This is a genomic window from Streptomyces sp. NPDC006476 (assembly GCF_040612015.1).
Taxonomy (GTDB): domain Bacteria; phylum Actinomycetota; class Actinomycetes; order Streptomycetales; family Streptomycetaceae; genus Streptomyces; species Streptomyces griseorubiginosus_B.
This window is the reverse complement of sequence record NZ_JBEXPK010000002.1, coordinates 153,660-176,681: the sequence shown is the minus strand read 5'-3', so window position 1 is coordinate 176,681 and position 23,022 is coordinate 153,660. Positions and strand designations below refer to the sequence as shown.

General features: G+C 69.4%; 24 protein-coding genes. 16 read left to right on the top strand and 8 right to left on the bottom strand.

Going from position 1 to position 23,022, the window contains the following annotated elements:
• Nucleotides 1–3: 3 nt before the first annotated feature.
• Together tal and tkt are read right to left on the bottom strand one after the other, a co-directional pair.
• Nucleotides 4–1,122, bottom strand: coding sequence for a transaldolase (gene tal, locus ABZZ74_RS02920; protein WP_356761352.1), 1,119 nt, complete (start codon nucleotides 1,120–1,122; stop codon nucleotides 4–6).
• A 33-nt stretch (nucleotides 1,123–1,155) separates the two neighbouring features.
• Nucleotides 1,156–3,243, bottom strand: a complete 2,088-nt coding sequence (gene tkt / locus ABZZ74_RS02915; protein WP_356761350.1) for a transketolase — start codon at nucleotides 3,241–3,243, stop codon at nucleotides 1,156–1,158.
• 348 nt (nucleotides 3,244–3,591) lie between these two features.
• Here tkt and ABZZ74_RS02910 point away from each other — a divergent pair, with 348 nt between their 5' ends.
• From ABZZ74_RS02910 to ABZZ74_RS02900, 3 genes are all read left to right on the top strand, one after another.
• Nucleotides 3,592–4,545: a heme o synthase gene (locus ABZZ74_RS02910; RefSeq protein ID WP_356761349.1), complete on the top strand. Its 954-nt coding sequence runs from the start codon at nucleotides 3,592–3,594 to the stop codon at nucleotides 4,543–4,545.
• A 195-nt stretch (nucleotides 4,546–4,740) separates the two neighbouring features.
• Complete coding sequence (locus ABZZ74_RS02905; protein WP_356761347.1) at nucleotides 4,741–5,061, top strand: hypothetical protein; 321 nt, start codon at nucleotides 4,741–4,743, stop codon at nucleotides 5,059–5,061.
• A gap of 78 nt (nucleotides 5,062–5,139) precedes the next feature.
• Complete coding sequence (locus ABZZ74_RS02900) at nucleotides 5,140–6,246, top strand: amidohydrolase family protein (protein WP_356761345.1); 1,107 nt, start codon at nucleotides 5,140–5,142, stop codon at nucleotides 6,244–6,246.
• Nucleotides 6,247–6,544: 298 nt separating this feature from the next.
• On the opposite strand, the gene ABZZ74_RS02895 is transcribed toward ABZZ74_RS02900, so the two are convergent.
• Complete coding sequence (locus ABZZ74_RS02895; RefSeq protein WP_356761343.1) at nucleotides 6,545–8,110, bottom strand: hypothetical protein; 1,566 nt, start codon at nucleotides 8,108–8,110, stop codon at nucleotides 6,545–6,547.
• 177 nt (nucleotides 8,111–8,287) lie between these two features.
• Between ABZZ74_RS02895 and ABZZ74_RS02890 the strand changes: the two genes are divergently transcribed.
• Both ABZZ74_RS02890 and ABZZ74_RS02885 read left to right on the top strand, forming a co-directional pair.
• Nucleotides 8,288–8,851 carry a hypothetical protein gene (locus ABZZ74_RS02890; RefSeq protein WP_356761341.1) on the top strand — a complete coding sequence of 188 codons (564 nt, stop codon included), beginning with the start codon at nucleotides 8,288–8,290 and terminating at the stop codon, nucleotides 8,849–8,851.
• A gap of 69 nt (nucleotides 8,852–8,920) precedes the next feature.
• Nucleotides 8,921–9,496: a hypothetical protein gene (locus ABZZ74_RS02885; RefSeq protein ID WP_356761340.1), complete on the top strand. Its 576-nt coding sequence runs from the start codon at nucleotides 8,921–8,923 to the stop codon at nucleotides 9,494–9,496.
• On the opposite strand, the gene ABZZ74_RS02880 is transcribed toward ABZZ74_RS02885, so the two are convergent.
• From ABZZ74_RS02880 to ABZZ74_RS02865, 4 genes are read right to left on the bottom strand one after another with little or no spacing between them, the layout of a single operon-like run.
• Nucleotides 9,473–10,486, bottom strand: coding sequence for a COX15/CtaA family protein (locus ABZZ74_RS02880; RefSeq protein WP_356761338.1), 1,014 nt, complete (start codon nucleotides 10,484–10,486; stop codon nucleotides 9,473–9,475). The genes ABZZ74_RS02885 and ABZZ74_RS02880 overlap by 24 nt on opposite strands.
• A 46-nt stretch (nucleotides 10,487–10,532) precedes the next feature.
• A complete protein-coding gene (locus ABZZ74_RS02875) occupies nucleotides 10,533–11,249 on the bottom strand; it encodes an ABC transporter permease (protein WP_356761703.1) in 717 nt (238 codons plus the stop codon).
• A gap of 53 nt (nucleotides 11,250–11,302) precedes the next feature.
• Complete coding sequence (locus ABZZ74_RS02870; protein WP_356761336.1) at nucleotides 11,303–12,226, bottom strand: ABC transporter ATP-binding protein; 924 nt, start codon at nucleotides 12,224–12,226, stop codon at nucleotides 11,303–11,305.
• Nucleotides 12,227–12,236: 10 nt separating this feature from the next.
• On the bottom strand, nucleotides 12,237–13,085 hold the full coding sequence (locus ABZZ74_RS02865; protein ID WP_356761335.1) for an AAC(3) family N-acetyltransferase: 849 nt from the start codon (nucleotides 13,083–13,085) through the stop codon (nucleotides 12,237–12,239).
• 161 nt (nucleotides 13,086–13,246) lie between these two features.
• Between ABZZ74_RS02865 and ABZZ74_RS02860 the strand changes: the two genes are divergently transcribed.
• The 8 genes from ABZZ74_RS02860 to ABZZ74_RS02825 are packed head-to-tail and all read left to right on the top strand — an operon-like array spanning nucleotide 13,247 to nucleotide 19,776.
• Entirely contained in the window at nucleotides 13,247–13,957 is a 711-nt protein-coding gene (locus tag ABZZ74_RS02860) for a metalloregulator ArsR/SmtB family transcription factor (protein ID WP_356761333.1), read from the top strand.
• Nucleotides 13,954–15,378: a Fe-S cluster assembly protein SufB gene (gene sufB / locus ABZZ74_RS02855; protein ID WP_356761331.1), complete on the top strand. Its 1,425-nt coding sequence runs from the start codon at nucleotides 13,954–13,956 to the stop codon at nucleotides 15,376–15,378. The genes ABZZ74_RS02860 and sufB overlap by 4 nt, the downstream gene beginning before the upstream one ends.
• 58 nt (nucleotides 15,379–15,436) lie before the next feature.
• Entirely contained in the window at nucleotides 15,437–16,618 is a 1,182-nt protein-coding gene (sufD, locus tag ABZZ74_RS02850) for a Fe-S cluster assembly protein SufD (RefSeq protein WP_356761329.1), read from the top strand.
• A complete protein-coding gene (locus ABZZ74_RS02845; RefSeq protein ID WP_356761327.1) occupies nucleotides 16,618–16,938 on the top strand; it encodes a non-heme iron oxygenase ferredoxin subunit in 321 nt (106 codons plus the stop codon). Before sufD ends, ABZZ74_RS02845 begins: the two co-directional genes overlap by 1 nt.
• 7 nt (nucleotides 16,939–16,945) lie before the next feature.
• A complete protein-coding gene (gene sufC / locus ABZZ74_RS02840) occupies nucleotides 16,946–17,710 on the top strand; it encodes a Fe-S cluster assembly ATPase SufC (protein ID WP_356761325.1) in 765 nt (254 codons plus the stop codon).
• Nucleotides 17,707–18,963 carry a cysteine desulfurase gene (locus ABZZ74_RS02835; protein WP_356761324.1) on the top strand — a complete coding sequence of 419 codons (1,257 nt, stop codon included), beginning with the start codon at nucleotides 17,707–17,709 and terminating at the stop codon, nucleotides 18,961–18,963. Before sufC ends, ABZZ74_RS02835 begins: the two co-directional genes overlap by 4 nt.
• 16 nt (nucleotides 18,964–18,979) lie before the next feature.
• Entirely contained in the window at nucleotides 18,980–19,447 is a 468-nt protein-coding gene (gene sufU / locus ABZZ74_RS02830) for a Fe-S cluster assembly sulfur transfer protein SufU (protein WP_356761322.1), read from the top strand.
• Complete coding sequence (locus ABZZ74_RS02825; protein WP_356761320.1) at nucleotides 19,444–19,776, top strand: metal-sulfur cluster assembly factor; 333 nt, start codon at nucleotides 19,444–19,446, stop codon at nucleotides 19,774–19,776. Before sufU ends, ABZZ74_RS02825 begins: the two co-directional genes overlap by 4 nt.
• A 64-nt stretch (nucleotides 19,777–19,840) precedes the next feature.
• Here ABZZ74_RS02825 and ABZZ74_RS02820 read toward each other — a convergent pair whose 3' ends face one another.
• Nucleotides 19,841–20,677: an AbfB domain-containing protein gene (locus ABZZ74_RS02820; protein WP_356761319.1), complete on the bottom strand. Its 837-nt coding sequence runs from the start codon at nucleotides 20,675–20,677 to the stop codon at nucleotides 19,841–19,843.
• Between the two features lie 258 nt (nucleotides 20,678–20,935).
• Here ABZZ74_RS02820 and ABZZ74_RS02815 point away from each other — a divergent pair, with 258 nt between their 5' ends.
• The 3 genes from ABZZ74_RS02815 (at nucleotide 20,936) to dapD (ending at nucleotide 22,987) form a co-directional block, all read left to right on the top strand.
• Nucleotides 20,936–21,256, top strand: a complete 321-nt coding sequence (locus ABZZ74_RS02815; RefSeq protein ID WP_133048151.1) for a multidrug efflux SMR transporter — start codon at nucleotides 20,936–20,938, stop codon at nucleotides 21,254–21,256.
• Entirely contained in the window at nucleotides 21,256–21,804 is a 549-nt protein-coding gene (locus ABZZ74_RS02810) for a TetR family transcriptional regulator (RefSeq protein ID WP_356761318.1), read from the top strand. The genes ABZZ74_RS02815 and ABZZ74_RS02810 overlap by 1 nt, the downstream gene beginning before the upstream one ends.
• A gap of 193 nt (nucleotides 21,805–21,997) precedes the next feature.
• On the top strand, nucleotides 21,998–22,987 hold the full coding sequence (dapD, locus tag ABZZ74_RS02805; protein WP_356761317.1) for a 2,3,4,5-tetrahydropyridine-2,6-dicarboxylate N-succinyltransferase: 990 nt from the start codon (nucleotides 21,998–22,000) through the stop codon (nucleotides 22,985–22,987).
• Nucleotides 22,988–23,022 lie beyond the last annotated feature (35 nt).

Sequence of the window (23,022 nt, the reverse complement as noted above, 5' to 3'; positions counted from 1 at the left end):
GTCTCAGCCCTCCGCGGGGGCGAGGCGCTCCAGCTCCGCCTCGGTCGACTTGAGCAGGTCGTTCCAGGAGGCCTCGAACTTCTCGACGCCCTCGTCCTCCAGCAGCTGCACCACCTCGTCGTACGAGATCCCGAGCTTCTCGATCGCGTCGAGGTCGGCGCGGGCCTGCTCGTAGGTGCCGGCGATCGTGTTGCCGGTGATGGAGCCGCTCTCCTCGGTGGCGTGCAGGGTGGCCTCCGGCATGGTGTTCACCGTGTTCGGCGCCACCAGGTCGTCGACATAGAGGGTCGGCTTGTACGCCGGGTCCTTCACGCCGGTGGAGGCCCACAGCGGACGCTGCTTGCGGGCGCCCGCGTTCTCCAGCTTGCTCCAGCGCTCCGAGGAGAACACCTCCTCGTACGCCTGGTAGGCGAGCCGGGCGTTGGCGACGGCGGCCTTGCCGCGCAGCGCCTTGGCCTCGTCGGTGCCGATCCCGTCGAGCCGCTTGTCGATCTCGGTGTCCACGCGGGAGACGAAGAAGGACGCCACGGAGTGGATCTTCGACAGGTCCAGGCCGCGCTCCTTGGCCTTCTCCAGGCCGGTGAGGTAGGCGTCCATGACCTTGCGGTAGCGCTCCAGCGAGAAGATCAGCGTGACGTTGACGCTGATGCCGCGACCGATGGTCTCGGAGATCGCCGGCAGACCCGCCTCGGTGGCCGGGATCTTGATGAGGGTGTTGGGCCGGTCGACGAGCCAGGCGAGCTGCTTGGCCTCGGCGACGGTGGCCTTGGTGTTGTGGGCCAGGCGCGGGTCGACCTCGATCGACACGCGGCCGTCCTGGCCCTCGGTGGCGTCGAAGACCGGGCGCAGGATGTCGGCGGCGTCGCGGACGTCCGCCGTGGTGATCATGCGGATGGCCTCTTCGACGGTGACCTTGCGGGCGGCGAGGTCCGACAGCTGCTGGTCGTAGCCGTCGCCCTCGGAGATCGCCTTCTGGAAGATCGTCGGGTTGGTGGTGACGCCCACGACGTGCTGCTGGTCGATCAGCTCGGCGAGATTGCCGGACGTGATCCGCTTGCGCGACAGGTCGTCCAGCCAGATCGCGACGCCCTCCTCGGAGAGGCGCTTGAGTGCGTCTGTCATGGAATTACATCTCCTACGTGTCGTATAAGGGCGTCAGCGCTGGGCGGCCGCGAGGGATTCCCGGGCCTTGGCGGCCACGTTCTCGGCAGTGAAGCCGAACTCGCGGAAGAGGACCTTGCCGTCCGCCGAAGCACCGAAGTGCTCCAGGGAAACGATGCGGCCGGCGTCCCCGACGTACTTGTGCCAGGTGAGTCCGATACCGGCCTCGACCGAGACCCGCGCCTTCACCTGCGGCGGCAGGACGCTGTCCCGGTACCCCTGGTCCTGCTCCTCGAACCACTCCACGGACGGCATGGACACGACCCGAGTCGGCACCCCGTCCGCCTGCAGCTGCTCGCGCGCCTCGACGGCGACGTGCACCTCGGAACCGGTGGCGATGAGGATGACCTGAGCGTCGCCGCCCTCGGCCTCGAACAGGACGTAACCGCCCTTCGCCGCGTCGTCGTTGGGCTCGTACGTCGGCACGCCCTGACGGGTCAGCGCGAGACCGTGCGGGGCGCCCTTGCCGTAGACCTTGGTGTAGCGGCGCAGGATCTCGCGCCAGGCGATGGCGGTCTCGTTGGCGTCGGCCGGGCGGACCACGTTCAGACCCGGGATGGCGCGCAGCGAGGCGAGGTGCTCGATCGGCTGGTGGGTGGGGCCGTCCTCGCCCAGGCCGATGGAGTCGTGCGTCCACACGTACGTCACCGGCAGGTGCATCAGCGCCGACAGGCGTACGGCGTTGCGCATGTAGTCGGAGAAGACGAGGAACGTACCGCCGTAGACACGGGTGTTGCCGTGCAGGGTGATGCCGTTCAGCTCCGCGGCCATGGAGTGCTCGCGGATGCCGAAGTGGATGGTGCGGCCGTACGGGTTCGCCTCCGGCAGCGGGTTGTCCGCCGGGAGGAAGGACGACGTCTTGTCGATCGTCGTGTTGTTGGAGCCGGCCAGGTCGGCGGAGCCGCCCCACAGTTCGGGGATGACGGCGCCGAGCGCCTGCAGCACCTTGCCGGAGGCCGCGCGCGTGGCGACGCCCTTGCCCGACTCGAAGACCGGGATCTTCTCCTCCCAGCCGGCGGGCAGTTCACCCTTGCTGATGCGGTCGAACTCGGCCGCGCGCTCGGGGTTGTTCTCCCGCCACTGCTGGAAGGACTTCTCCCACTCGGCCTTCGCCTCGCGGCCGCGGTCCAGTGCCTGACGGGTGTGCTTGAGGACCTCGTCGGAGACGTCGAAGCTCTTCTCCGGGTCGAAGCCGAGGACGCGCTTGGTGGCGGCCACCTCGTCGTCGCCGAGCGCCGAGCCGTGGGCGGCCTCGGTGTTCTGAGCGTTCGGGGCGGGCCAGGCGATGATCGAGCGCATCGCGATGAAGGACGGCTTGTCCGTCACCTTCTTCGCGGCCTCGATCGCGTTGTAGATCGCGTGCGGATCGATGTCGCCGTCCGGCTTGGGGGCCACCCGCTGCACGTGCCAGCCGTAGGCCTCGTAGCGCTTGACGGTGTCCTCGGAGACGGCCGTCTCGGTGTCGCCCTCGATCGAGATGTGGTTGTCGTCCCACAGCAGGATCAGGTTGCCGAGCTTCTGGTGGCCGGCCAGCGACGAGGCCTCGGCGGAGATGCCCTCCTGGAGGCAGCCGTCACCGGCGATCGCGAAGATGAAGTGGTCGAACGGGGACTCGCCCTGCGGGGCCTCGGGGTCGAACAGACCGCGCTCGTACCGGGCGGCCATGGCCATGCCCACGGCGTTGGCGACACCCTGGCCCAGCGGGCCGGTCGTCGTCTCGACGCCCTTGGTGTGGCCGTACTCGGGGTGGCCGGGGGTCTTCGAGCCCCAGGTGCGGAATGCCTTGAGGTCGTCCAGCTCCAGGCCGAAGCCGGCCAGGTAGAGCTGTGTGTAGAGGGTCAGGGACGAGTGGCCGGCGGACAGCACGAAGCGGTCGCGGGCCACCCAGTCCGGGTCGGCCGGGTCATGCCGCATCACCTTCTGGAAGAGGGTGTAGGCGGCGGGCGCCAGACTCATGGCCGTACCCGGATGGCCGTTGCCGACCTTCTGTACGGCGTCGGCGGCCAGGACACGGGCGGTGTCGACGGCCCGCTGGTCCAACTCGGTCCACTCGAGGTCTGTGGTGGTCGGCTTGGTGCTCACCCTGGGTCAGGGCTCCTCTCCACATGTTCGAACGCCGGTGCACTGGACGCCCACCGGCCGCTGTCGAGCCTACCCCCGGAACAAGCGCGTTTTTTCGAGTCATTCCAGACTGCCCGGCCCGTGGGGGATCCGCCTCCCGACTGCGGTGATGCGTGTTCGGCAAGTGAATACGCAGCCGCTCATCTGACTGCTCAATCGAGCTTCCGTCGCCGCTGCCGGAGGGCCCCCGCCAACACGACCCCACCCCCGCGAAGGTCGGGGTATGGGCAACGTCTACAGTGGCGTGGTACGCGCGAGCCTTTACCGGGACTTCACACGGCTGAGGCTCGCTGGGATGTCTCTGTAGGGGTGTGCGTGACGGCCGTCGAATCCCGTCCAGCGGGTGTACTCGGTGCGAGCGAGAGCCCGCGTCACCGGCCGTTCGGGGCCCGTGTCAAGGCGTTCGTGGCGCTGACCAAGCCGCGGATCATCGAGCTCCTGCTCATCACCACCGTGCCGGTGATGTTCCTGGCCCAGCGGGGGGTGCCGGACCTGAAGCTGGTCCTGCTCACCTGCGTCGGCGGCTACCTCTCCGCGGGCGGCGCGAACGCGCTCAACATGTACATTGACCGCGACATCGACGCGCTGATGGACCGCACCTCGCAGCGTCCGCTGGTCACCGGCATGGTGAGCCCGCGCGAGTGCCTCGCCTTCGGCATCTCCCTGGCGGTCGTCTCCACCCTGCTCTTCGGCCTCACCGTCAACTGGCTGAGCGCCTGGCTCTCCCTCGGCGCGCTCCTCTTCTACGTCGTCGTCTACACGATGATCCTCAAGCGCCGTACCTCGCAGAACATCGTGTGGGGTGGCATCGCGGGCTGTATGCCGGTGCTGATCGGCTGGTCCGCCGTGACCGACTCCCTGTCCTGGGCCCCGCTCATCCTCTTCCTGGTGATCTTCTTCTGGACGCCGCCGCACTACTGGCCGCTGTCGATGAAGGTCAAGGAGGACTATGCGCGCGTGGGCGTGCCGATGCTGCCGGTCATCGCCTCCAACAAGGTGGTCGCCAAGCAGATCGTGATCTACAGCTGGGTCATGGTCGCCGTTTCTCTCCTACTGACCCCGCTCGGCTACACGGGCTGGTTCTACACCGCGGTCGCGCTGGTCGCGGGCGGCTGGTGGCTGTGGGAGGCGCACGGGCTGCAGAGCCGCGCGAAGGCGGAGGTGACGGGCGCGAAGCTCAAGGAGATGCGCCTGTTCCACTGGTCGATCACCTATGTGTCGCTGCTGTTCGTGGCGATCGCGGTGGACCCCTTCCTGCGCTGAGCGCTCCGCTGGAAGTGCCGGATGCGTCGTCGGTCGTCCGAGGCGCCGTCGTGGCCGGTCGCCCAGTTCTCCGCGCCCCTTCGGGGCGCTACCGAACCGCAGCGGACTTCACCAGGTCCGCTTGACCGCCGGTGAGGCGGGGGTCACTCACCCCAGCCGTCGCCAGTCGATCTACTCGTGGGTAGCATCCTGGCCATGGCAGACACGCAGCAGGTTGACGCGAAGGCGGAGCGCAAGGCGGCGAAGCTCGCCCAGCGGATCCAGGCCTTCTCCAAGGCGCACGGCGGTGCCGAGGGTCAGGTGGCCTACATCGGCGAACGCGGCGCCCGCATCGTCCTCGTCGGCGAGGACGGCGCCTGGGGCGACCTGGTCGCCCCCACCTACGAGATCGCCGGCAAGGCGGTCGAGCAGTCCGGCATCACCGCCCACGATTCCTTCGACGGCGAGTTCGCGGCGAAGGTGCGCACCAGCGCCTACGAGTGGAAGCGCATGGCCGGCATCCAGGTGGGCGGCTGAGCGACGCCTCTCAGGCCGCGACCTCACACCCGGTTCACCCGTTAGGACGTGTAAGACCACGTCCCACGGGGAGTCCGGATGATCGAAACGCCGTCCCTGGTGGACCAGTACTGCCACGGCGTGCTGAGAACGGAGCTGGGTCTCGGGACCTTCGAGACCCAGCTGGCCCGGACCGAGGGCCCGCCCGCCCCGGGCACCACCCTCTTCGACACCCAGACCGGTTTCGCCGTACGACGCTGGTGTCCTCCCTTACTCGGTCTGGAACCGCACTGTCCCCCCGCGCGTTATCTCGCCCGCCGCCGGGAGCTCGGCGTCCTGGAATCGGGCCGCAGGCTGCTGCGGGGCAGCGGCATCACGACGTACCTGGTCGACACGGGGCTGCCCGGCGACCTCACCGGACCGTCCGAGATGGCGTCCACGGGCGACGCCGACGCCCATGAGATCGTGCGGCTGGAACTGCTCGCGGAGCAGGTCGCCGACACCTCCGGAACCGTCGAGTCCTTCCTCGCCAACCTCGCCGAGTCGGTGCACGGCGCCGCCGGGAACGCCGTCGCCTTCACCTCGGTCGCGGGCGTACGGCACGGTCTGGCGCTGGCGCCCGAGCCGCCCGGTCCGGGGGAGGTGCGGGGCGCGGCGGGGCGGTGGCTGGCAGGCCGCGGGGTGGGCGGTGAGCTGACCGACCCGGTCCTGCTGCGTCACCTCCTGTGGATCGCCGTGGCCTCCGGCCGCCCCCTCCAGCTCCACGCGGGCCTCGGCGAACCGGGCACCCGCATCGACCGCACGGACCCCGTGCTCCTCACGGACTTCGTGCGCGCCACGGCCGGCCTCGGCACGGACCTGGTCCTGCTGCACGGCTACCCGTACCACCGCCACGCCGCCCACCTCGCGGGCGTCTTCCCGCACGTCTACGCCGACTCCGGCGCCGCACTCATCCGCACCGGCGCGCGCTCCGCCGGCGTCCTCGCCGAGATCCTGGAGCTGGCCCCCTTCGGCAAGATCCTCTTTTCCAGCGGCGCGCACGGCCTGCCGGAACTGCATGTCGTGGGCGCCCGCCTGTTCCGCGAGTCCCTCGCCCGGGTCCTCGGCGCCTGGGTCACCGAGGGCGCCTGGTCCCTCACGGACGCCCAGCGGGTGGCGGGGATGGTGGCGGCGGAGAACGCGCGGAGGGTATACGGCCTGGAGTGACGCTCGCGTGGCTGCCGGACGCACAGCCGTCCTGCCCTCCATGCAACGTCTCGAAGCAACGCGGGACCGTTAGAGCGGTTCGCCCACGGCCTGCAGTTGCTGCGGGAAGGCACCGGGGCATTGGACTATCGGCCGATGGCACGTCGAGCCGGGTGCGCTCCCAGCACGCTGTCCAACGCCGCAGCCGGGGGACGGCTTCCGACCCTGGAGACCACGCTGGCCTTCGTGCGAGCGGCGCGCGCGGGCCGTCCCACCGCCTCGGCGCGGTGGGGCGGCCCTCGCGGGTTGTGGCACGGCGCTAGCCGGCCTCCTGCTCCGGCTCGTCGTCCGGCTCCGTCCAGACCGGGTCCACCTCGGCCCAGCCCGGTCGCAGGACGGGAAGCGGGAGCAGGCCGTCCTCGGGGGTCACCTCGGTGTCGTCGCGGTAGATCACCCGGGACAGGTCGACGGCGCTGTCGGCGCGGCAGAACTGGGTGTCGTACTCGCCGTACGTCGTCGCCCGGTGGGAGCGCGGCCCGGTCACGACGCAGTTGAAGCCGTCCCCCGGCTCGACGTACGGCGGTGTGTGCATCTCCGCGCCGACGGCGAGGCTGTTGGCCAGGACGACCGAGGCGCCGAACTCCTCGATGCAGCGCTGGGCCGCCTGGCGTTCCCACTGGGCCCTGGCGCGCATGATCGGAGCGGCGAACAGCGGGACGAAGATGTGGGAGACCCCGAACGCCTGCAGCTTGGCCGCCCAGCGGACGGACTGCTTGACGTCCTCGCAGATGAACACCGCGATGCGCCCCAGGGTGCTCTCCAGCACGGTGATCTCCAGACCCCGGGTGATGTCCTCGCGGGCGAGCCCCTGGTGCGGTTCCCCGGGCAGCCGCCACTGGGCGGCGAGGTCGGCGGTCAGCGTGAAGCCGGCCATCTTGTCCTGCTCCAGGATCACCTGGCCGGTACGGCAGTCCATCAGCACGGCCCGGTTGGGCGGCGGGACGTCGGCGCTGGGTTCCTCGTTCGTGTCGTCGATCGGTCCGGTGCCCAGCAGCACCCACTCCAGGGCGCTGTCCTCGGGCAGTTCCCTGAGCAGGTTGCTCCAGTGCCGCAGCAGGGGAGTGGACAGCGTGCTCTCCGGAAGGACGCCGATCCGGGCGTCCGACTCCCAGAGATTGCGGACCGCCTGACGGACGCGCTCGGTGAGACGGGCCTCGGACGGTGTGATCCGGTATCGCCGGCCCGGGCCTTTGGGGCGCCATTCGAACTCCAGATCGGAGTACTTTTCCAGGAGGGGAACCGAGCCGAGGGAAATCGGCTGCTCGGTGCTGAATGCCGGGTCGTTCCGGCTCGGTATCCGGCCCAGGCGGATTTGCCGGCAGTCGTCCGGGGTGACCCGGTGCACGTTGAAGAAATCCGCTTTGTTCTCCCACTCCGCCATGACCTTGCCGGGGCGGGTGCACCGGGGGAGCAGCAGGCCGGTCGTCTCGTGCGGGTTGTTCAGCCGGTTGTGGCGGATGTAGCGGACGCTCAGCCAGGACATGGCAGGCTCGTCGAAGCCGGGGCTGAACGGATTCGCGGCCGCCAGGGCCCAGTCGAGACCGACCAGGACGGCGAACATGCCGAGGTGGCCGTGGGTGTCGACCTCGCGGACGATGTCCCCCGCCAGTCGTCCGGTGACGCGGCCGCTGCCCAGGACCTGCTTGCACACATGGTCCGCGATTCCCAGGACGGTCGAATCCCGTAACCAATCGATCGCTTCGTCGGCGCGGAAGCGCTCTTCCGGAAGCAGATCGTAAAGAATCACGAACAGATCGGCCGGATCGGTCGATAATTCAACCCCGTTGATCGAATGCGAGGCGGCGCGCGGCATTTCCTCGTCCATGGTTCATCCCCCCGATGCGTGAGCGCGTAGCGAGAATATTAACGGCAGCTCGCGCATATGCGTCCTGAACGTTTCGACAAGTACGCAAAAAAATCATGGCGGTCTCGCTTGACACTCACTTGACATCGCCGCATGGTGGAGGAGGACCACAGCCGAGAAGTGGATCGGGGGACGACCATGAGCGAGCAGGAGAGCGCTCGGCGCGACAGGGCGACCGAGGTGCGCGATCTGATCGACGACATGCAGGTCGACTACGGCATGTCGGACGAGTGCTTCAGTTCGCTGGGCATGCTCATCACCGACGCGTCCCTGGCGGCGGACGAGCCGGCCCTGCGCACGGCCCACGACGGGCTGCGACGGTTGTACGGACAGCTCGTACCGGAGGGCGACAACCCCAAGGTCGTCGAGCAGCGCGGCAGGCTGCTCGGACTGATCGACGTGACGTTCTGGGCGCTGCGCCGGCTGCCCTCGGGACTGCGGCTGAAGCTGGATCCGCAGGGCCACGCGGCCCGCTTCCTGACCGAGATCGCCCGGGAACCCGGCCTGAGCAACGAGCAGCTCGCCGAGCGGCTGGACGTGGACATCACCGAGGTCAGCCGGGTCGGCCGCAAACTGCTGGCGTCGGGCGTGGCGTGGAAGGGCCGCCAGTGGCGGCACAACGTGTGGACGATCACCCCGCGCGGCGCCGTCTGTCTGGAGCAGGCAGGCCTCGTCGACGCGCAGGACTCCGGCAGGGACTAGGCGACGGCGGTGAGTGAGGGGGAGAGCGGAAGACCGCGGTCTTCGGACGAGGCCGCGTCCGAGGAGGGCATGACCGCTGGCGTCCAGTTCGCGACGGGGTGGGACGTCGTCGTGTTGGTCGGTGTGCTGCTCGTGCTCACCGTCGCCCTCGCCACCGTGCTGATCCAGGCCTGGCCCACCACCGCCGTGCCGGGCGGCGGCGCCGCGAAGGCCGAGCGGGTGCGGATCCTGCTCTGGACACCCCTTCTGCCGCGCGACACCCTGCTGTTCCTGGTCGTCACGGCGGCGGGCGGGCTGGGCGCGCTCATCCATGTGCTGCGCTCGGTCTACGAGTACGTCGGCGACCGGAGACTCAGGCGCAGCTGGCTGCCGATGTACCTTCTGGAGCCCTTCGTCGGGGCCGTGCTGGCGCTGGTCGTGTACTGCGTCCTGCGGGGAGGGCTGACGACCAGCATGGCCTCGTCCGGCGACATCAATCCCTACGGTGTCACCGCTGTGGCCGCACTCGTCGGGATGTTCTCCCGGCAGACGGTCGACAAGCTGCACGCCGTCTTCAACACACTGCTCACACCGCCTCGGGACAGCCCCGAGGAGGGCCTGACCCGCACCGGGGGCTCGCCCTCAGACCCCCGCCCCGACAGCTGACCCCGACTGCGCGGGCCCCGGAATCCCCAGATCCGCCCCGGGCCGCTCCCGCAGTGCCAGCAGCACGCGCAGGACCCAGATCCAGATCAGGCCGGAGCCGAGCATGTGCAGGCCGACCAGGAACTCGGGAAGGTGCGTGACGTACTGGACGTAGCCGATGACGCCCTGGGCGAGCAGGACCAGGAACAGTTCACGGGTGCGGACCAGCGGGCCCCTGGGGGCGTCGACCGCCTTCAGGATGAACCACAGGGCGAAGGTCAGCGTCACCACGATCCAGGCGAGCACCGCGTGCAGCTTGGCGACGGTCTCCCAGTCGATCGGGATCCGCTCGACCTCCTTGGAGTCACCCGCGTGCGGCCCGGCACCGGTCACGACCGTGCCCACCGCGATCAGCAGGACGGACGCGGTCACCAGGAACCACACCAGCTGCTGCACCGGCTTGCCGACCAGCGGGCGCGGGGCCCCGTCGCCCTCGCGGGTGCGCTGCCACATCACCGTGGCGACCGCGATCAGGCCGGAGGACAACAGGAAGTGCGCCGCGACCGTGTAGGGGTTGAGGCCGACCAGCACCACGATGCCGCCGAGGACCGCGTTGCTCATCACGATCCAGAACTGGGCCCAGCCGAGCCGGGTCAGAGAGCGCCGGTACGGCTTCTCGGAGCGCGCCGCGATGATCGCCCAGCCGACGGCCGCGCACAGCACGTACGTCAGCATGCGGTTGCTGAACTCGATCACGCCGTGCACGCCCATGGCGCTGGTCGTGGTGAGCGAGTCGGCCGTGCACGTGGGCCAGGTCGGGCAGCCGAGCCCGGACCCGGTCAGCCGCACCGCACCGCCGGTGACGACGATGACCACCGACATGACGAGCGCGGAGAGGGCCGCCCGCTGAACCGTCCGGGGTGTCGGGGTCCAGCGTGCGGCGATGAAGGCGAGCGGGTTGCGCACGGCCGCGAGGGCGTCGGCGCGGGTCACGTTTGGCACGCGCCCCATCGTAGGCCGCCGCTTGTGCACGCTTTCACGAGGGTCCATGCCGCCCCTACTCCCAGCGGAAGAACTTCCCGGCGGCCGCCAGCCCCAGGACCGCCCACACGGCCAGGATCCCCAGGTCGCCCCAGGGCATGCCGGCGCCGTGCTGCAGTACGTCCCGCAGCCCGTCGGACAGGGCCGAGATCGGCAGCAGGCCCAGGACGTCCTGGGCGCCCTGCGGGAACTTGTCCAGCGGGACGATGACACCGCCGCCGACGAGCAGCAGCAGGAAGACCAGGTTGGCGGCGGCCAGGGTCGCCTCCGCCTTCAGGGTGCCCGCCATCAGCAGACCCAGACCCGAGAAGGCCGCCGTGCCGAGGACCAGCAGGAGCAGGACGGCCAAGGGGTTGCCGTGCGGGTTCCAGCCGAGCGCGAAGGCGATCACCGTCAGCAGGACGACCTGCAGGATCTCGGTGACCAGGACCGACGCCGTCTTCGCCGTCATCAGGCCCCAACGGGGCAGCGGCGAGGAGGCGAGGCGCTTGAGGACGCCGTAGCGGCGTTCGAAGCCGGTGGCGATCGCCTGGCCGGTGAAGGCGGTCGACATCACCGCGAGGGCCAGGATGCCGGGGGTGAGGAAGTCGACCGCCTCGCCCGCGCCCGTGTCGACGATGTCCACCGAGCTGAACAGCACGAGCAGGAGGGTCGGGATCACGACGGTGAGCAGGAGCTGCTCGCCGTTGCGCAGCAGCATCTTCGTCTCGAGCGCGGCCTGGGCCGCGATCATGCGGGGCAGGGGGGCCGCGCCGGGCTTCGGCGCGTACGTACCGGTCGCCGTGGTCACGAGCGCAGCTCCTTGCCGGTCAGTTCCAGGAAGACGTCTTCGAGGGTGTGGCGTTCCACCGAGATCCTGTCCGGCATCACACCGTGCTGGGCGCACCAGGAAGCGACCGTCGCGAGCAGCTGGGGATCGACCTTGCCGACGACCCGGTACGAGCCCGGCGTCAGCTCGGCGGCGCTGCAGTCGGCGGGGAGCGCCTTCAGCAGGGAACCCACGTCGAGACCGGGGCGGCCGACGAAACGCAGGGTGTTCTCGGCGCCGCCCCGGCACAGGTCCTCGGGCGAGCCCTGTGCGATGACCCGGCCGGCGTCGATGATCGCGACGTCGTCGGCGAGCTGCTCGGCCTCCTCCATGTAGTGCGTGGTGAGGATGACCGAGACGCCGTCGGCACGCAGATCGCGGACCAGGTCCCAGGTGGCGTGGCGGGCCTGCGGGTCGAGGCCGGCGGTCGGCTCGTCCAGGAAGACCAGCTCCGGGCGGCCGACGACCGCCATGGCGAGGGCCAGGCGCTGCTGCTGGCCGCCGGAGAGCCGGCGGTAGGTCGTACGGCCGCAGCCGCCGAGGCCCAGGCGCTCGATCAGCGCGTCCACGTCCAGGGGATGGGCGTGCAGCTTCGCCACGTGCCGCAGCATCTCGTCCGCCCGCGCGCCGGAGTAGACACCGCCGGACTGGAGCATCACGCCGATGCGGGGGTGCAGCTCGCGCGCCTGCCGTACCGGGTCGAGGCCGAGCACGCGGACCGTGCCGGAGTCCGGTCTGCGGTAGCCCTCGCAGGTCTCCACGGTGGTGGTCTTGCCCGCGCCGTTCGGGCCGAGTACGGCGGTCACGCCCGCCCTGGCCACCAGGTCGAGGCCGTCGACGGCGGTTTTGGTGCCGTACCGCTTCACCAGGGCCTGAACCTGGACCACGGGCTCACTTCGCATGGGCCCGAGTCTAGGTACGCGGTCCGCGGCCCCGACGGGCGGGTGCGGGATCTCCACCCGTCGACACCTCGTCCTCCCGGGACCGGTGCAGCGTCAGCCACCGCTCCGCGTAGCCCACCGCGTCCGCCACGGGGAACAGCCGTACGTCGGCCGCGCCCACCGTGCCCCGTACGACGGGACGGTCCCGCTCGAAGTCGTACCCCAGCTCGTCGAAGCGGTCCGAGGTGATCGACACCTCGGTCACCGTTTCCCAGCCGTCCGCCCCCGGGCGGCCGACCCGCACGAGCGGGGACGGTATCCGGTACTCGGCGAGATGGAAGCAGGTGCAGGTGTCGTAGCCGGCGCCGAGGAGCAGTACGCGCGCGTGCAGCCGCTCCAGGCGGGCCAGCGGGCTGCGCTCGCCGAGCCGGCAGTCGGGCGCGTGGCCGTCGAGAATCTCCGCCGCGCGCGGACCGAGGGCCGCGAAGGACGTCTGCGGATGCGCGCTGCGCAGGGCGCCCGGCCAGGTGCGCAGCGTCTCCGGGATCACGCCCACCCCACGCGAGGGCGTCAGCCGCGGGTCGTACGCCGGCATGGTCGCCCGGATCCGGTCCCACCACTCCTCGGGGACGGGCGGCCTCTCCCACAGGGCCGGGTCCGAGAGGTCGCCGGTCTGGGTCGGGACGACGATCGTGCCGTCCGGACCCACCGCGTCCAGCAGGGCCTGGACGACCGCCACGGCTCCTCCGCAGACCCAGCCGAGACTGCTGAGGGAGGAGTGCACGAGAAGGATCTCGCCGGGTTCGACACCGAGCGCGCGCAGCTCTGCGGTGACGGTGTCGCGAGTGACAAGTGGGCCGGTCGGAAGGGGTGTCGGCATGGTTCGGGAGTCTGCTCGACCCGGATCCCGAACGCCACCGATTTGATCGATCAAAGATCGTTTCCCCAGGTCACCTTAGGTGAGCCTAAGTGATGCAGCGCACCGCCCGTCGGAGCGGACGTGGGTTGCCCGGTCCTGAGGAATTACGCAACAATGGTGTTGTGAAATACGTCGGCGAGGCTCAGGAGGAACTCGCGACCGGTGAGCGCTCCACGCGCAACCGGGTCGCGCGGTCCATCCTGGACCACGGCCCGTCGACCGTCGCGGAGCTGGCCGGCCGGCTGGGCCTGACCCAGGCCGCCGTCCGCAGGCATCTGGACGCACTGGTCGCGGACGACGTCGTGGAGCCCCGTGAGCAGCGGGTGTACGGCACGCGCACCCGTGGGCGCCCCGCCAAGGTCTTCGCGCTCACCGACTGCGGCCGCGACGCCTTCGACCAGTCCTACGACAAGCTCGCCGCGGACGCCCTGCGCTGGATCCAGGAGCGCTTCGGCGGGGACGAGGCGGTCGTCGCCTTCGCGCGTGCCAGGATCGCCGAACAGGCCGACGCCTACCGCAGGGCGATCGAGGCCGCCGCCCCCGAGGAGCGCACGGAAGCCCTGGCCAAGGCGCTGAGCGCGGACGGGTACGCTGCTACGGCGCGCAGCGCACCGGTCGGCGAGCAGCTGTGCCAGCACCACTGCCCCGTCGCCCATGTCGCGGAAAAGTTTCCCCAGCTCTGCGAGGCGGAGACCGAGATCTTCTCCCAGCTGCTGGGAACCCATGTCCAGCGACTGGCGACCATCGCGCACGGTGACGGCGTCTGCACGACGTTCATCCCCAAGATTTCCCACAACGCATCTGCAAGCACGGCCGGGAGGAACCCCGCATGACTCTCCCCATCGAGGAGACCGCCCACCCTGAGCTCGAAGGTCTGGGCAAGTACGAGTACGGCTGGGCGGACTCCGACGAGGCCGGCGCCTCTGCCAAGCGCGGTCTGAGCGAGGAGGTCGTCCGCGACATCTCCGCGAAGAAGAACGAGCCGGAGTGGATGACCAAGCTCCGCCTCAAGGGCCTGCGCCTGTTCGACAAGAAGCCCATGCCGAACTGGGGCTCGGACCTGTCGGGCATCGACTTCGACAACATCAAGTACTTCGTACGCTCCACGGAGAAGCAGGCGGAGTCCTGGGAGGACCTGCCCGAGGACATCAGGAACACGTACGACAAGCTCGGCATCCCCGAGGCGGAGAAGCAGCGCCTGGTCGCCGGTGTCGCGGCCCAGTACGAGTCCGAGGTCGTCTACCACCAGATCCGCGAGGACCTGGAGGAGCAGGGCGTCATCTTCCTGGACACCGACACCGCTCTGAAGGAGCACCCGGAGCTCTTCAAGGAGTACTTCGGCACGGTCATCCCGGTCGGCGACAACAAGTTCGCGTCGCTGAACACCGCGGTGTGGTCCGGCGGCTCCTTCATCTACGTGCCGAAGGGCGTGCACGTGGAGATCCCGCTCCAGGCCTACTTCCGTATCAACACGGAGAACATGGGCCAGTTCGAGCGGACCCTGATCATCGTCGACGAGGGCGCCTACGTGCACTACGTCGAGGGCTGCACCGCGCCGATCTACAAGTCGGACTCGCTGCACTCCGCGGTCGTCGAGATCATCGTCAAGAAGAACGCCCGCTGCCGCTACACGACCATCCAGAACTGGTCGAACAACGTCTACAACCTGGTCACCAAGCGCGCCGTCGCCTACGAGGGCGCGACCATGGAGTGGATCGACGGCAACATCGGTTCCAAGGTGACGATGAAGTACCCGGCCGTCTACCTGATGGGCGAGCACGCCAAGGGCGAGACCCTGTCCATCGCCTTCGCGGGCGAGGGCCAGCACCAGGACGCCGGCTCCAAGATGGTCCACATGGCGCCGAACACCTCCTCCAACATCGTCTCCAAGTCGGTGGCGCGCGGCGGTGGCCGTACCTCCTACCGCGGTCTCGTCGAGATCGGCGAGGGCGCCCACGGCTCCAAGTCGAACGTGCTGTGCGACGCGCTGCTCGTCGACACCATCTCCCGCTCCGACACGTACCCGTACGTCGACGTCCGCGAGGACGACGTGTCCATGGGCCATGAGGCGACCGTCTCCAAGGTCTCCGAGGACCAGCTCTTCTACCTGATGAGCCGTGGTCTCTCCGAGTTCGAGGCGATGGCGATGATCGTGCGCGGCTTCGTCGAGCCCATCGCCAAGGAGCTGCCCATGGAGTACGCCCTCGAGCTCAACCGGCTGATCGAGCTCCAGATGGAAGGCGCGGTCGGCTAAGCACCCACCGCCGTCCCCATCACGTCACTTACGCAGGAAAGAGAGCACACCGACAGCCATGGCTGAGGCCCAGAACATCCCGGTGGGTTCCACCACCGCCGGCTCGATCGCGGTCGCCGCCGAGTCGACCGTCGCCACGCGCATGAGCGCGCCCCCCTCCTTCGACGTGGCGGACTTCCCGGTCCCACACGGCCGCGAGGAGGAGTGGCGGTTCACCCCGCTGGAGCGCCTGCGCGGCCTGCACGACGGCACCGCGGTCGCCACCGGCGAGGGCGTGAAGGTCGCCGTCGAGGCCCCCGAGGGCGTCACCGTCGAACTCGTGGACCGTGACGACCCGCGCCTCGGCAAGGCCGGCACCCCCGTGGACCGCGTCGCCGCCCAGGCGTACTCGGCGTTCGAGAAGGCAGGCGTGGTCACCGTCCCCAAGGAGACGGTCCTCACCGAGCCGATCCGCATCGCCGTGCACGGCGAGGGCGGGGTCGCCTACGGCCACCAGGTCGTGGAGCTCGGAGCCTTCGCCGAGGCCGTCGTCGTCATCGACCACACCGGTGACGCCGTGCTCGCCGCCAACGTCGACTACATCCTGGGCGACGGCGCCAAGCTGACCGTCGTCTCCGTGCAGGACTGGGACGACAAGGCCGTGCACGTGGCCCAGCACAACGCCCTCATCGGCCGGGACGCCACCTTCAAGTCGTTCGTGGTCACCTTCGGCGGCGACCTCGTACGCCTGCACCCGCGTGTCGCCTACTCCGGCACCGGCGGCGAGGCCGAGCTCTTCGGCCTGTACTTCACGGACGCCGGCCAGCACCAGGAGCACCGCCTCCTGGTCGACCACAACACCCCGCACTGCAAGTCGAACGTCGCCTACAAGGGCGCGCTCCAGGGCGAGGACGCCCACGCGGTGTGGATCGGCGACGTCCTCATCGAGGCCAAGGCCGAGGGCACGGACACGTACGAGATGAACCGCAACCTCGTCCTGACGGACGGCGCGCGGGTCGACTCGGTCCCCAACCTGGAGATCGAGACCGGCGAGATCGTCGGCGCCGGCCACGCCTCCGCGACCGGCCGCTTCGACGACGAGCAGCTCTTCTACCTGATGGCCCGCGGCATCCCGGCCGACGAGGCCCGCCGTCTGGTGGTGCGCGGCTTCTTCGCCGAGCTGGTCCAGCAGATCGGCGTCGACGACATCCAGGAGCGCCTGCTCGTGAAGATCGACGAGGAGCTGGAGGCGTCGGTCTGATGTCGGCTTTCGTACGCGCCTGCGGGCTGGGCGAGCTGGAGGAGGACACCCCCAAACGGGTGGAACTCGACGGCACGCCGGTCTCGGTCGTCCGTACCGAGGGCGAGGTCTTCGCGATCCACGACATCTGCTCGCACGCGAACGTCTCGCTCTCCGAGGGCGAGGTGGAGGACTGCCAGATCGAGTGCTGGCTGCACGGCTCCAGCTTCGACCTCCGCACCGGTAAGCCGTCCGGCCTACCCGCGACGCGCCCCGTCCCCGTATACCCCGTAAAGATCGAAGGGGACGACGTTCTCGTCTCCCTCAACCAGGAGTCCTGAGGCACCCATGGCAACGCTTGAAATCCGAGACCTGCGCGTCACCGTCGAGGCCGACAACGCCACGAAGGAGATCCTCAAGGGCGTCGACCTGACCGTGAAGCAGGGCGAGACGCACGCCATCATGGGCCCCAACGGCTCCGGCAAGTCGACGCTCGCCTACTCCCTCGCGGGCCACCCGAAGTACACGATCACCGGCGGCACCGTGCTGCTCGACGGCGAGGACGTCCTGGAGATGTCCGTCGACGAGCGCGCCCGCGCGGGCCTGTTCCTGGCGATGCAGTACCCGGTCGAGGTCCCCGGCGTCTCGGTCTCCAACTTCCTCCGTACGTCCGCCACGGCCATCCGCGGCGAGGCCCCCAAGCTGCGCACCTGGGTGAAGGAGGTCAAGGAGGCCATGGAGCGCCTCAACATGGACCCCTCCTTCGCCGAGCGCAACGTCAACGAGGGCTTCTCCGGCGGTGAGAAGAAGCGCCACGAGATCCTCCAGCTCGAACTGCTCAAGCCGAAGATCGCGATCCTCGACGAGACCGACTCCGGTCTCGACGTCGACGCGCTGCGGATCGTCTCCGAGGGCGTCAACCGCGTCCGTGAGACCGGCGAGGTCGGCACCCTGCTGATCACGCACTACACGCGCATCCTGCGCTACATCAAGCCCGACTACGTGCACGTGTTCGCCGGCGGCAAGATCGTGGAGTCCGGCGGTGCCGAACTCGCCGACAAGCTGGAGAACGAGGGCTACGAGGCTTACACGAAGGGTGGCGCATCCGAGTGACACAGCTGCCGGGCCTCCTCGACGCCGAGGCGATCCGCAAGGACTTCCCGATCCTGGACCGACTGGTCCACGACGACCGGAAGCTCGTCTACCTGGACAACGCGGCGACCTCGCAGAAGCCGCGCCAGGTGCTGGACGCCCTCGCCGAGTACTACGAGCGCTACAACGCCAACGTCCACCGCGGTGTGCATGTGCTCGCCGAGGAGGCCACGGCGCTGTACGAGGGCGCGCGCGACAAGGTCGCCTCCTTCATCAACGCGCCCTCGCGGGACGAGGTGATCTTCACCAAGAACGCCTCCGAGTCGCTCAACCTCGTGGCCAACATGCTCGGCTGGGCCGACGAGCCCTACCGCGTGGACCACGAGACCGAGATCGTCATCACGGAGATGGAGCACCACTCCAACATCGTGCCGTGGCAGCTGCTCTCGCAGCGCACGGGCGCGAAGCTGAAGTGGTTCGGCCTCACTGACGACGGCCGGCTCGACCTGTCCAACATCGACGAGATCATCACCGAGAAGACGAAGATCGTCTCCTTCGTGCTGGTCTCCAACATCCTGGGCACGGTCAACCCGGTCGAGACGATCATCCGGCGCGCCCAGGAGGTCGGCGCCCTCGTCTGCATCGACGCCTCCCAGGCCGCCCCGCACATGCCGCTGGACGTACAGGCCCTGCAGGCCGACTTCGTGGCCTTCACCGGGCACAAGATGTGCGGCCCGACCGGCATAGGCGTCCTCTGGGGCCGTCAGGAGTTGCTGGAGGACCTGCCTCCGTTCCTCGGCGGCGGCGAGATGATCGAGACCGTGTCGATGCACTCGTCGACCTACGCCCCCGCTCCGCACAAGTTCGAGGCGGGCACCCCGCCGATCGCTCAGGCGGTCGGTCTCGGTGCGGCCATCGACTACCTGAACGCCATCGGCATGGACAAGATCCTCGCCCATGAGCACGCGCTGACGGAGTACGCGGTGGGGCGTCTGGCGGAGGTCCCCGACCTGCGGATCATCGGCCCGACCACGGCCGAGGAGCGGGGCGCGGCGATCTCCTTCACGCTCGGCGACATCCACCCGCACGACGTGGGCCAGGTCCTCGACGAGCAGGGCATCGCGGTCCGCGTCGGCCACCACTGCGCTCGCCCCGTGTGCCTGCGCTACGGAATTCCTGCGACCACGCGAGCGTCGTTCTATCTGTACTCCACGCCGGCCGAGATCGATGCTCTGGTCGACGGGCTGGAACACGTACGGAACTTCTTCGGCTGATGGGACGAGCGATCGCATGAAGCTGGACTCGATGTACCAGGAAGTCATCCTGGACCACTACAAGAACCCTCATGGGCGTGGTCTTCGTGATGGCGACGCCGAGGTGCACCACGTGAATCCGACCTGCGGCGACGAGATCACCCTCCGCGTGAGGTACGAGGGCACGAGGATCGAGGACGTCTCGTACGAAGGCCAGGGCTGCTCGATCAGCCAGGCCTCCGCCTCCGTGCTGAACGAACTGCTGGTCGGCAAGGAGCTGGCCGACGCGCGGAAGATCCAGGAGACCTTCCTGGAGCTGATGCAGTCCAAGGGCAGGCTGGAGCCCGACGACGCGATGGAGGAGGTGCTGGAGGACGCGGTCGCGTTCTCCGGTGTCTCCAAGTACCCGGCCCGGGTGAAGTGCGCCCTCCTCAGCTGGATGGCGTGGAAGGACGCGACGGCCCAGGCGCTGGGTGGCGCCGAAGCCGAAAGGAAGACGGCATGACCGACACCGTGGAGATGAAGCCGGCCTCGGAGGAAGAGCTCCGCGAGGCCCTCATGGACGTAGTCGACCCCGAGCTGGGCATCGACGTCGTCAACCTCGGCCTGATCTACGGCATCCACATCGACGACGCCAACATCGCGACCGTCGACATGACCCTGACCTCCGCGGCCTGTCCGCTGACGGACGTCATCGAGGACCAGGCCCAGTCCGCCACCGACGGCCTCGTCAACGAGCTGCGGATCAACTGGGTCTGGATGCCGCCGTGGGGCCCGGACAAGATCACCGACGACGGACGCGAGCAGCTCCGGGCGCTGGGGTTCAACGTCTGAGACACCCCCGGGCACGCGAACACGAGAAGCGGCGACACCTCACGGGTGTCGCCGCTTCGTGCTGTCAGGCCACGCCGCCCACCAGCCGGAACGCCGAGTCCGCCAGGTACACGGAGCTGTTCTGGAACGGGTCGAGCTTCAGCTGGAAGTTCTGGTGGCGCAGGAAGCGGCCCGGGTAGTTGATCGACTCCAGCATGACCGCGCCCGGGTAGGCGGAGCCGCGCGGGCAGAAGGTCGCGTCCTGCCGGAAGAGGGGCGAGCCGTCGTTCGGTTCGTCGCGCAGCAGGAAGTTGCGGTGGCGCAGGTACTTGCCGTCATGCGTGACGAACGAGTAACAGGAGCTGTTGGCAAGCCCCTTGACCTGCTTGAAGGTCGAGTCCTGGCGGGACTCGGAGCCGCGGAGCGGGTCGAGTTTCACGAAGTCGCCGCTCACGTGCCAGTAGCGGTCCGGATAGTTGACCGAGCGCAGGGACCGGTAGGTGGCCGACGGCTTCGGTTTGCCCGGTGAACTCGCATGGGAGGCAGGCGACTTGGTGGGCTTCGGGGTGTGGGCCGCGGACGGCGAGCCGTTCCCCAGCGGGGTGGGGGAGGTGTCCTCCCCCGAGGAGAGTCCGCTCTTGCCCGAGGGCGGGTCCGTGGCCCCGTTCGTGGGGGGCGTGGCGTAGGAGATCAGGCCCGGGACGGTGGAGCCGGCGGTCGGGGACGGGTTCTTCGCCGCGTCCGTCGAGGCGTTGGGGCTGTTGTCCATCACGGCTATCCAGGTCACGCACGTGATGATCGTGGCCACGGCCATTCCGCCGGCCAGCCAGAGTCTTCGGGTGCCGGGTGCGCGGGACGTGTCGGGGGTCCAGCCGTTCTCCCATGGTTCGTTCCGCGGAGGCTGGGGGGTGGTTTCTGGCATGCGCTGTTTCTCCAGCGGCGCCCGAGGCGGCGGGCGGGGGTGTGGGGATGGGGTGGGTGAGCGGTGAAACACTAGTGGAGACAGGGGCGTTGGGGGGAGATGTTACAGCGAGCGGTTTCCATGAATAGTGAACCTCCCTGCCGAATTCCTCCTCCGGGATAGCGCGGGCCCTCGCCGGTCGTCCGCGGCTTCACATCTCTTCCTCAAGTGTGTGTCGATGTGTACGCGAGTACGCAAACGTTGTGTACGCTCGTACACATGGGATATCTCTTTCTCGGCACGGCCATCGCCGCCGAGGTGGGCGCCACCACCGCCATGAAGTACAGCGAGGGCTTCAGCCGGCTGGTGCCGTCCGTGCTGACCGTCCTCGGCTACATCGTCTCCTTCGTCCTGCTCGCGCAGACGCTGAAGACACTCTCCGTCGGGACGGCCTACGCCATCTGGTCCGGCGTCGGCACCGCGGCGATCGCCACGATCGGGCTGCTCTTCTTCGGGGAGGGCATGACCGTGACCAAGGCCGCGGGAATGGCCCTGATCATCGTCGGAGTGGTGGTGCTCAACCTCGGGGGCGCGCACTGATGGCCCGCCGCTACGACCCCGACCGGCGGCAGCGGATCATCGACGCGGCGATCCGGGTGGTCGGCGACAAGGGGCTCGCCGGGCTGACCCACCGCACGGTCGCGGCCGAGGCCGATGTGCCGCTCGGCTCGACGACGTACCACTTCAGCACCCTCGACGAGCTGATGGTCGCCGCGCTGCGGCAGGCGAACGAGGGCTTCGCCAAGGTGATCGCCTCGCGCGGCGGACTGACCGACCCGGACGCCGATCTGGCCGCCGAACTCGCCGGCTGGATGGGCGAGTGGCTCGCCGGCGAGCGGACCGGCGTCGAGCTGGAGTACGAGCTGTATCTCGCCGCCCTGCGCCGCCCCGCGCTGCGCCCGGTGGCCGCCGAGTGGACCGACGACCTCGTCCGCCGCATCTCCCGCCACACCGACCCGACCACGGCACGGGCGCTGTGTGCGCTGATGGACGGCATCTGTCTGCAGGTCCTGCTGACGGGTACGCCGTACGACGAGGGCTACGCGCGGGAGATGCTGACCCGGGTGATCCCCACGGATCCGGCGTAGCGGACGGTTGCCGGTTCTTGGAAGGGGGACGGATGCCCGGTGGGTGGCGGGTGCGTCGAGTGGGTGTCCCCGGCGCTGTTGCCGGTCGGCGTTCCCTGTCGGCCACCGTGCGGTCACGCGGCCACCGCCCGGCACCTGAGACGGGTGCGGGGCTGGTTGGCCTGGGTGGGGGTCGGGCGGTTAGGTTGCCCTCATGACCGACACGACTGCTCCTCGTTCCACCGGTGCCGTGGCCACCGGGCTTGCCACCATCGCCGCCGACGGCACCGTCCTCGACACCTGGTTCCCCGCGCCCGCACTGACCGAGGAGCCCGGTCCCGCCGGCAGCGAGCGGCTGGACGCCGAGCGGACCCGGGAGCTGCTCGGGGAGCACGGCGTGGCCGCCCTCGGCAAGGACGAGGTGCGTGGCGTGGAGATCGTCGCGGTGCGCACGGTCATCTCCTCGCTCGACGACAAGCCGCTCGACGCGCACGACGTCTGGCTGCGTCTGCACCTGCTCTCGCACCGTCTGGTCAGGCCCAACGAGCAGAACCTCGACGGTATCTTCGGCTTCCTCGCCAATGTCGCCTGGACCTCCCTCGGCCCGGTCGCCGTGGACACCCTGGAGACGGTCCGGCTCGCCGCCCGCGCCCGCGGCCTGCACGTCAGCGTCTTCGGCGTCGACAAGTTCCCGCGGATGACCGACTACGTCGCCCCGGCCGGTGTGCGCATCGCCGACGCCGACCGCGTCCGCCTCGGCGCCCACCTCGCGGCCGGCACCACGGTCATGCACGAGGGCTTCGTCAACTTCAACGCCGGCACCCTCGGCACCTCCATGGTCGAGGGCCGTATCTCCCAGGGCGTCGTCGTCGGCGACGGCTCCGACATCGGCGGCGGCGCCTCCACCATGGGCACCCTCTCCGGCGGCGGCAAGGAGCGGGTCCGCATCGGCGAGCGCTCCCTGGTCGGCGCCGAGGCCGGCGTCGGCATCGCGCTCGGCGACGACTGCGTGGTGGAGGCGGGCCTCTACCTCACCGCCGGCACCAAGGTCACCCTCCCCGACGGCCAGATCGTCAAGGCCCGCGAGCTGTCCGGCGCGGACAACATCCTCTTCCGCCGCAACTCGGTCACCGGCACCGTCCAGGCCGTGCCGAACAACGCCGAGTGGGGCGGTCTGAACGACATCCTGCACAGCCACAACTGAGCCATGGCGCGGTGACGGGCGCCCTTCCGCCGGCC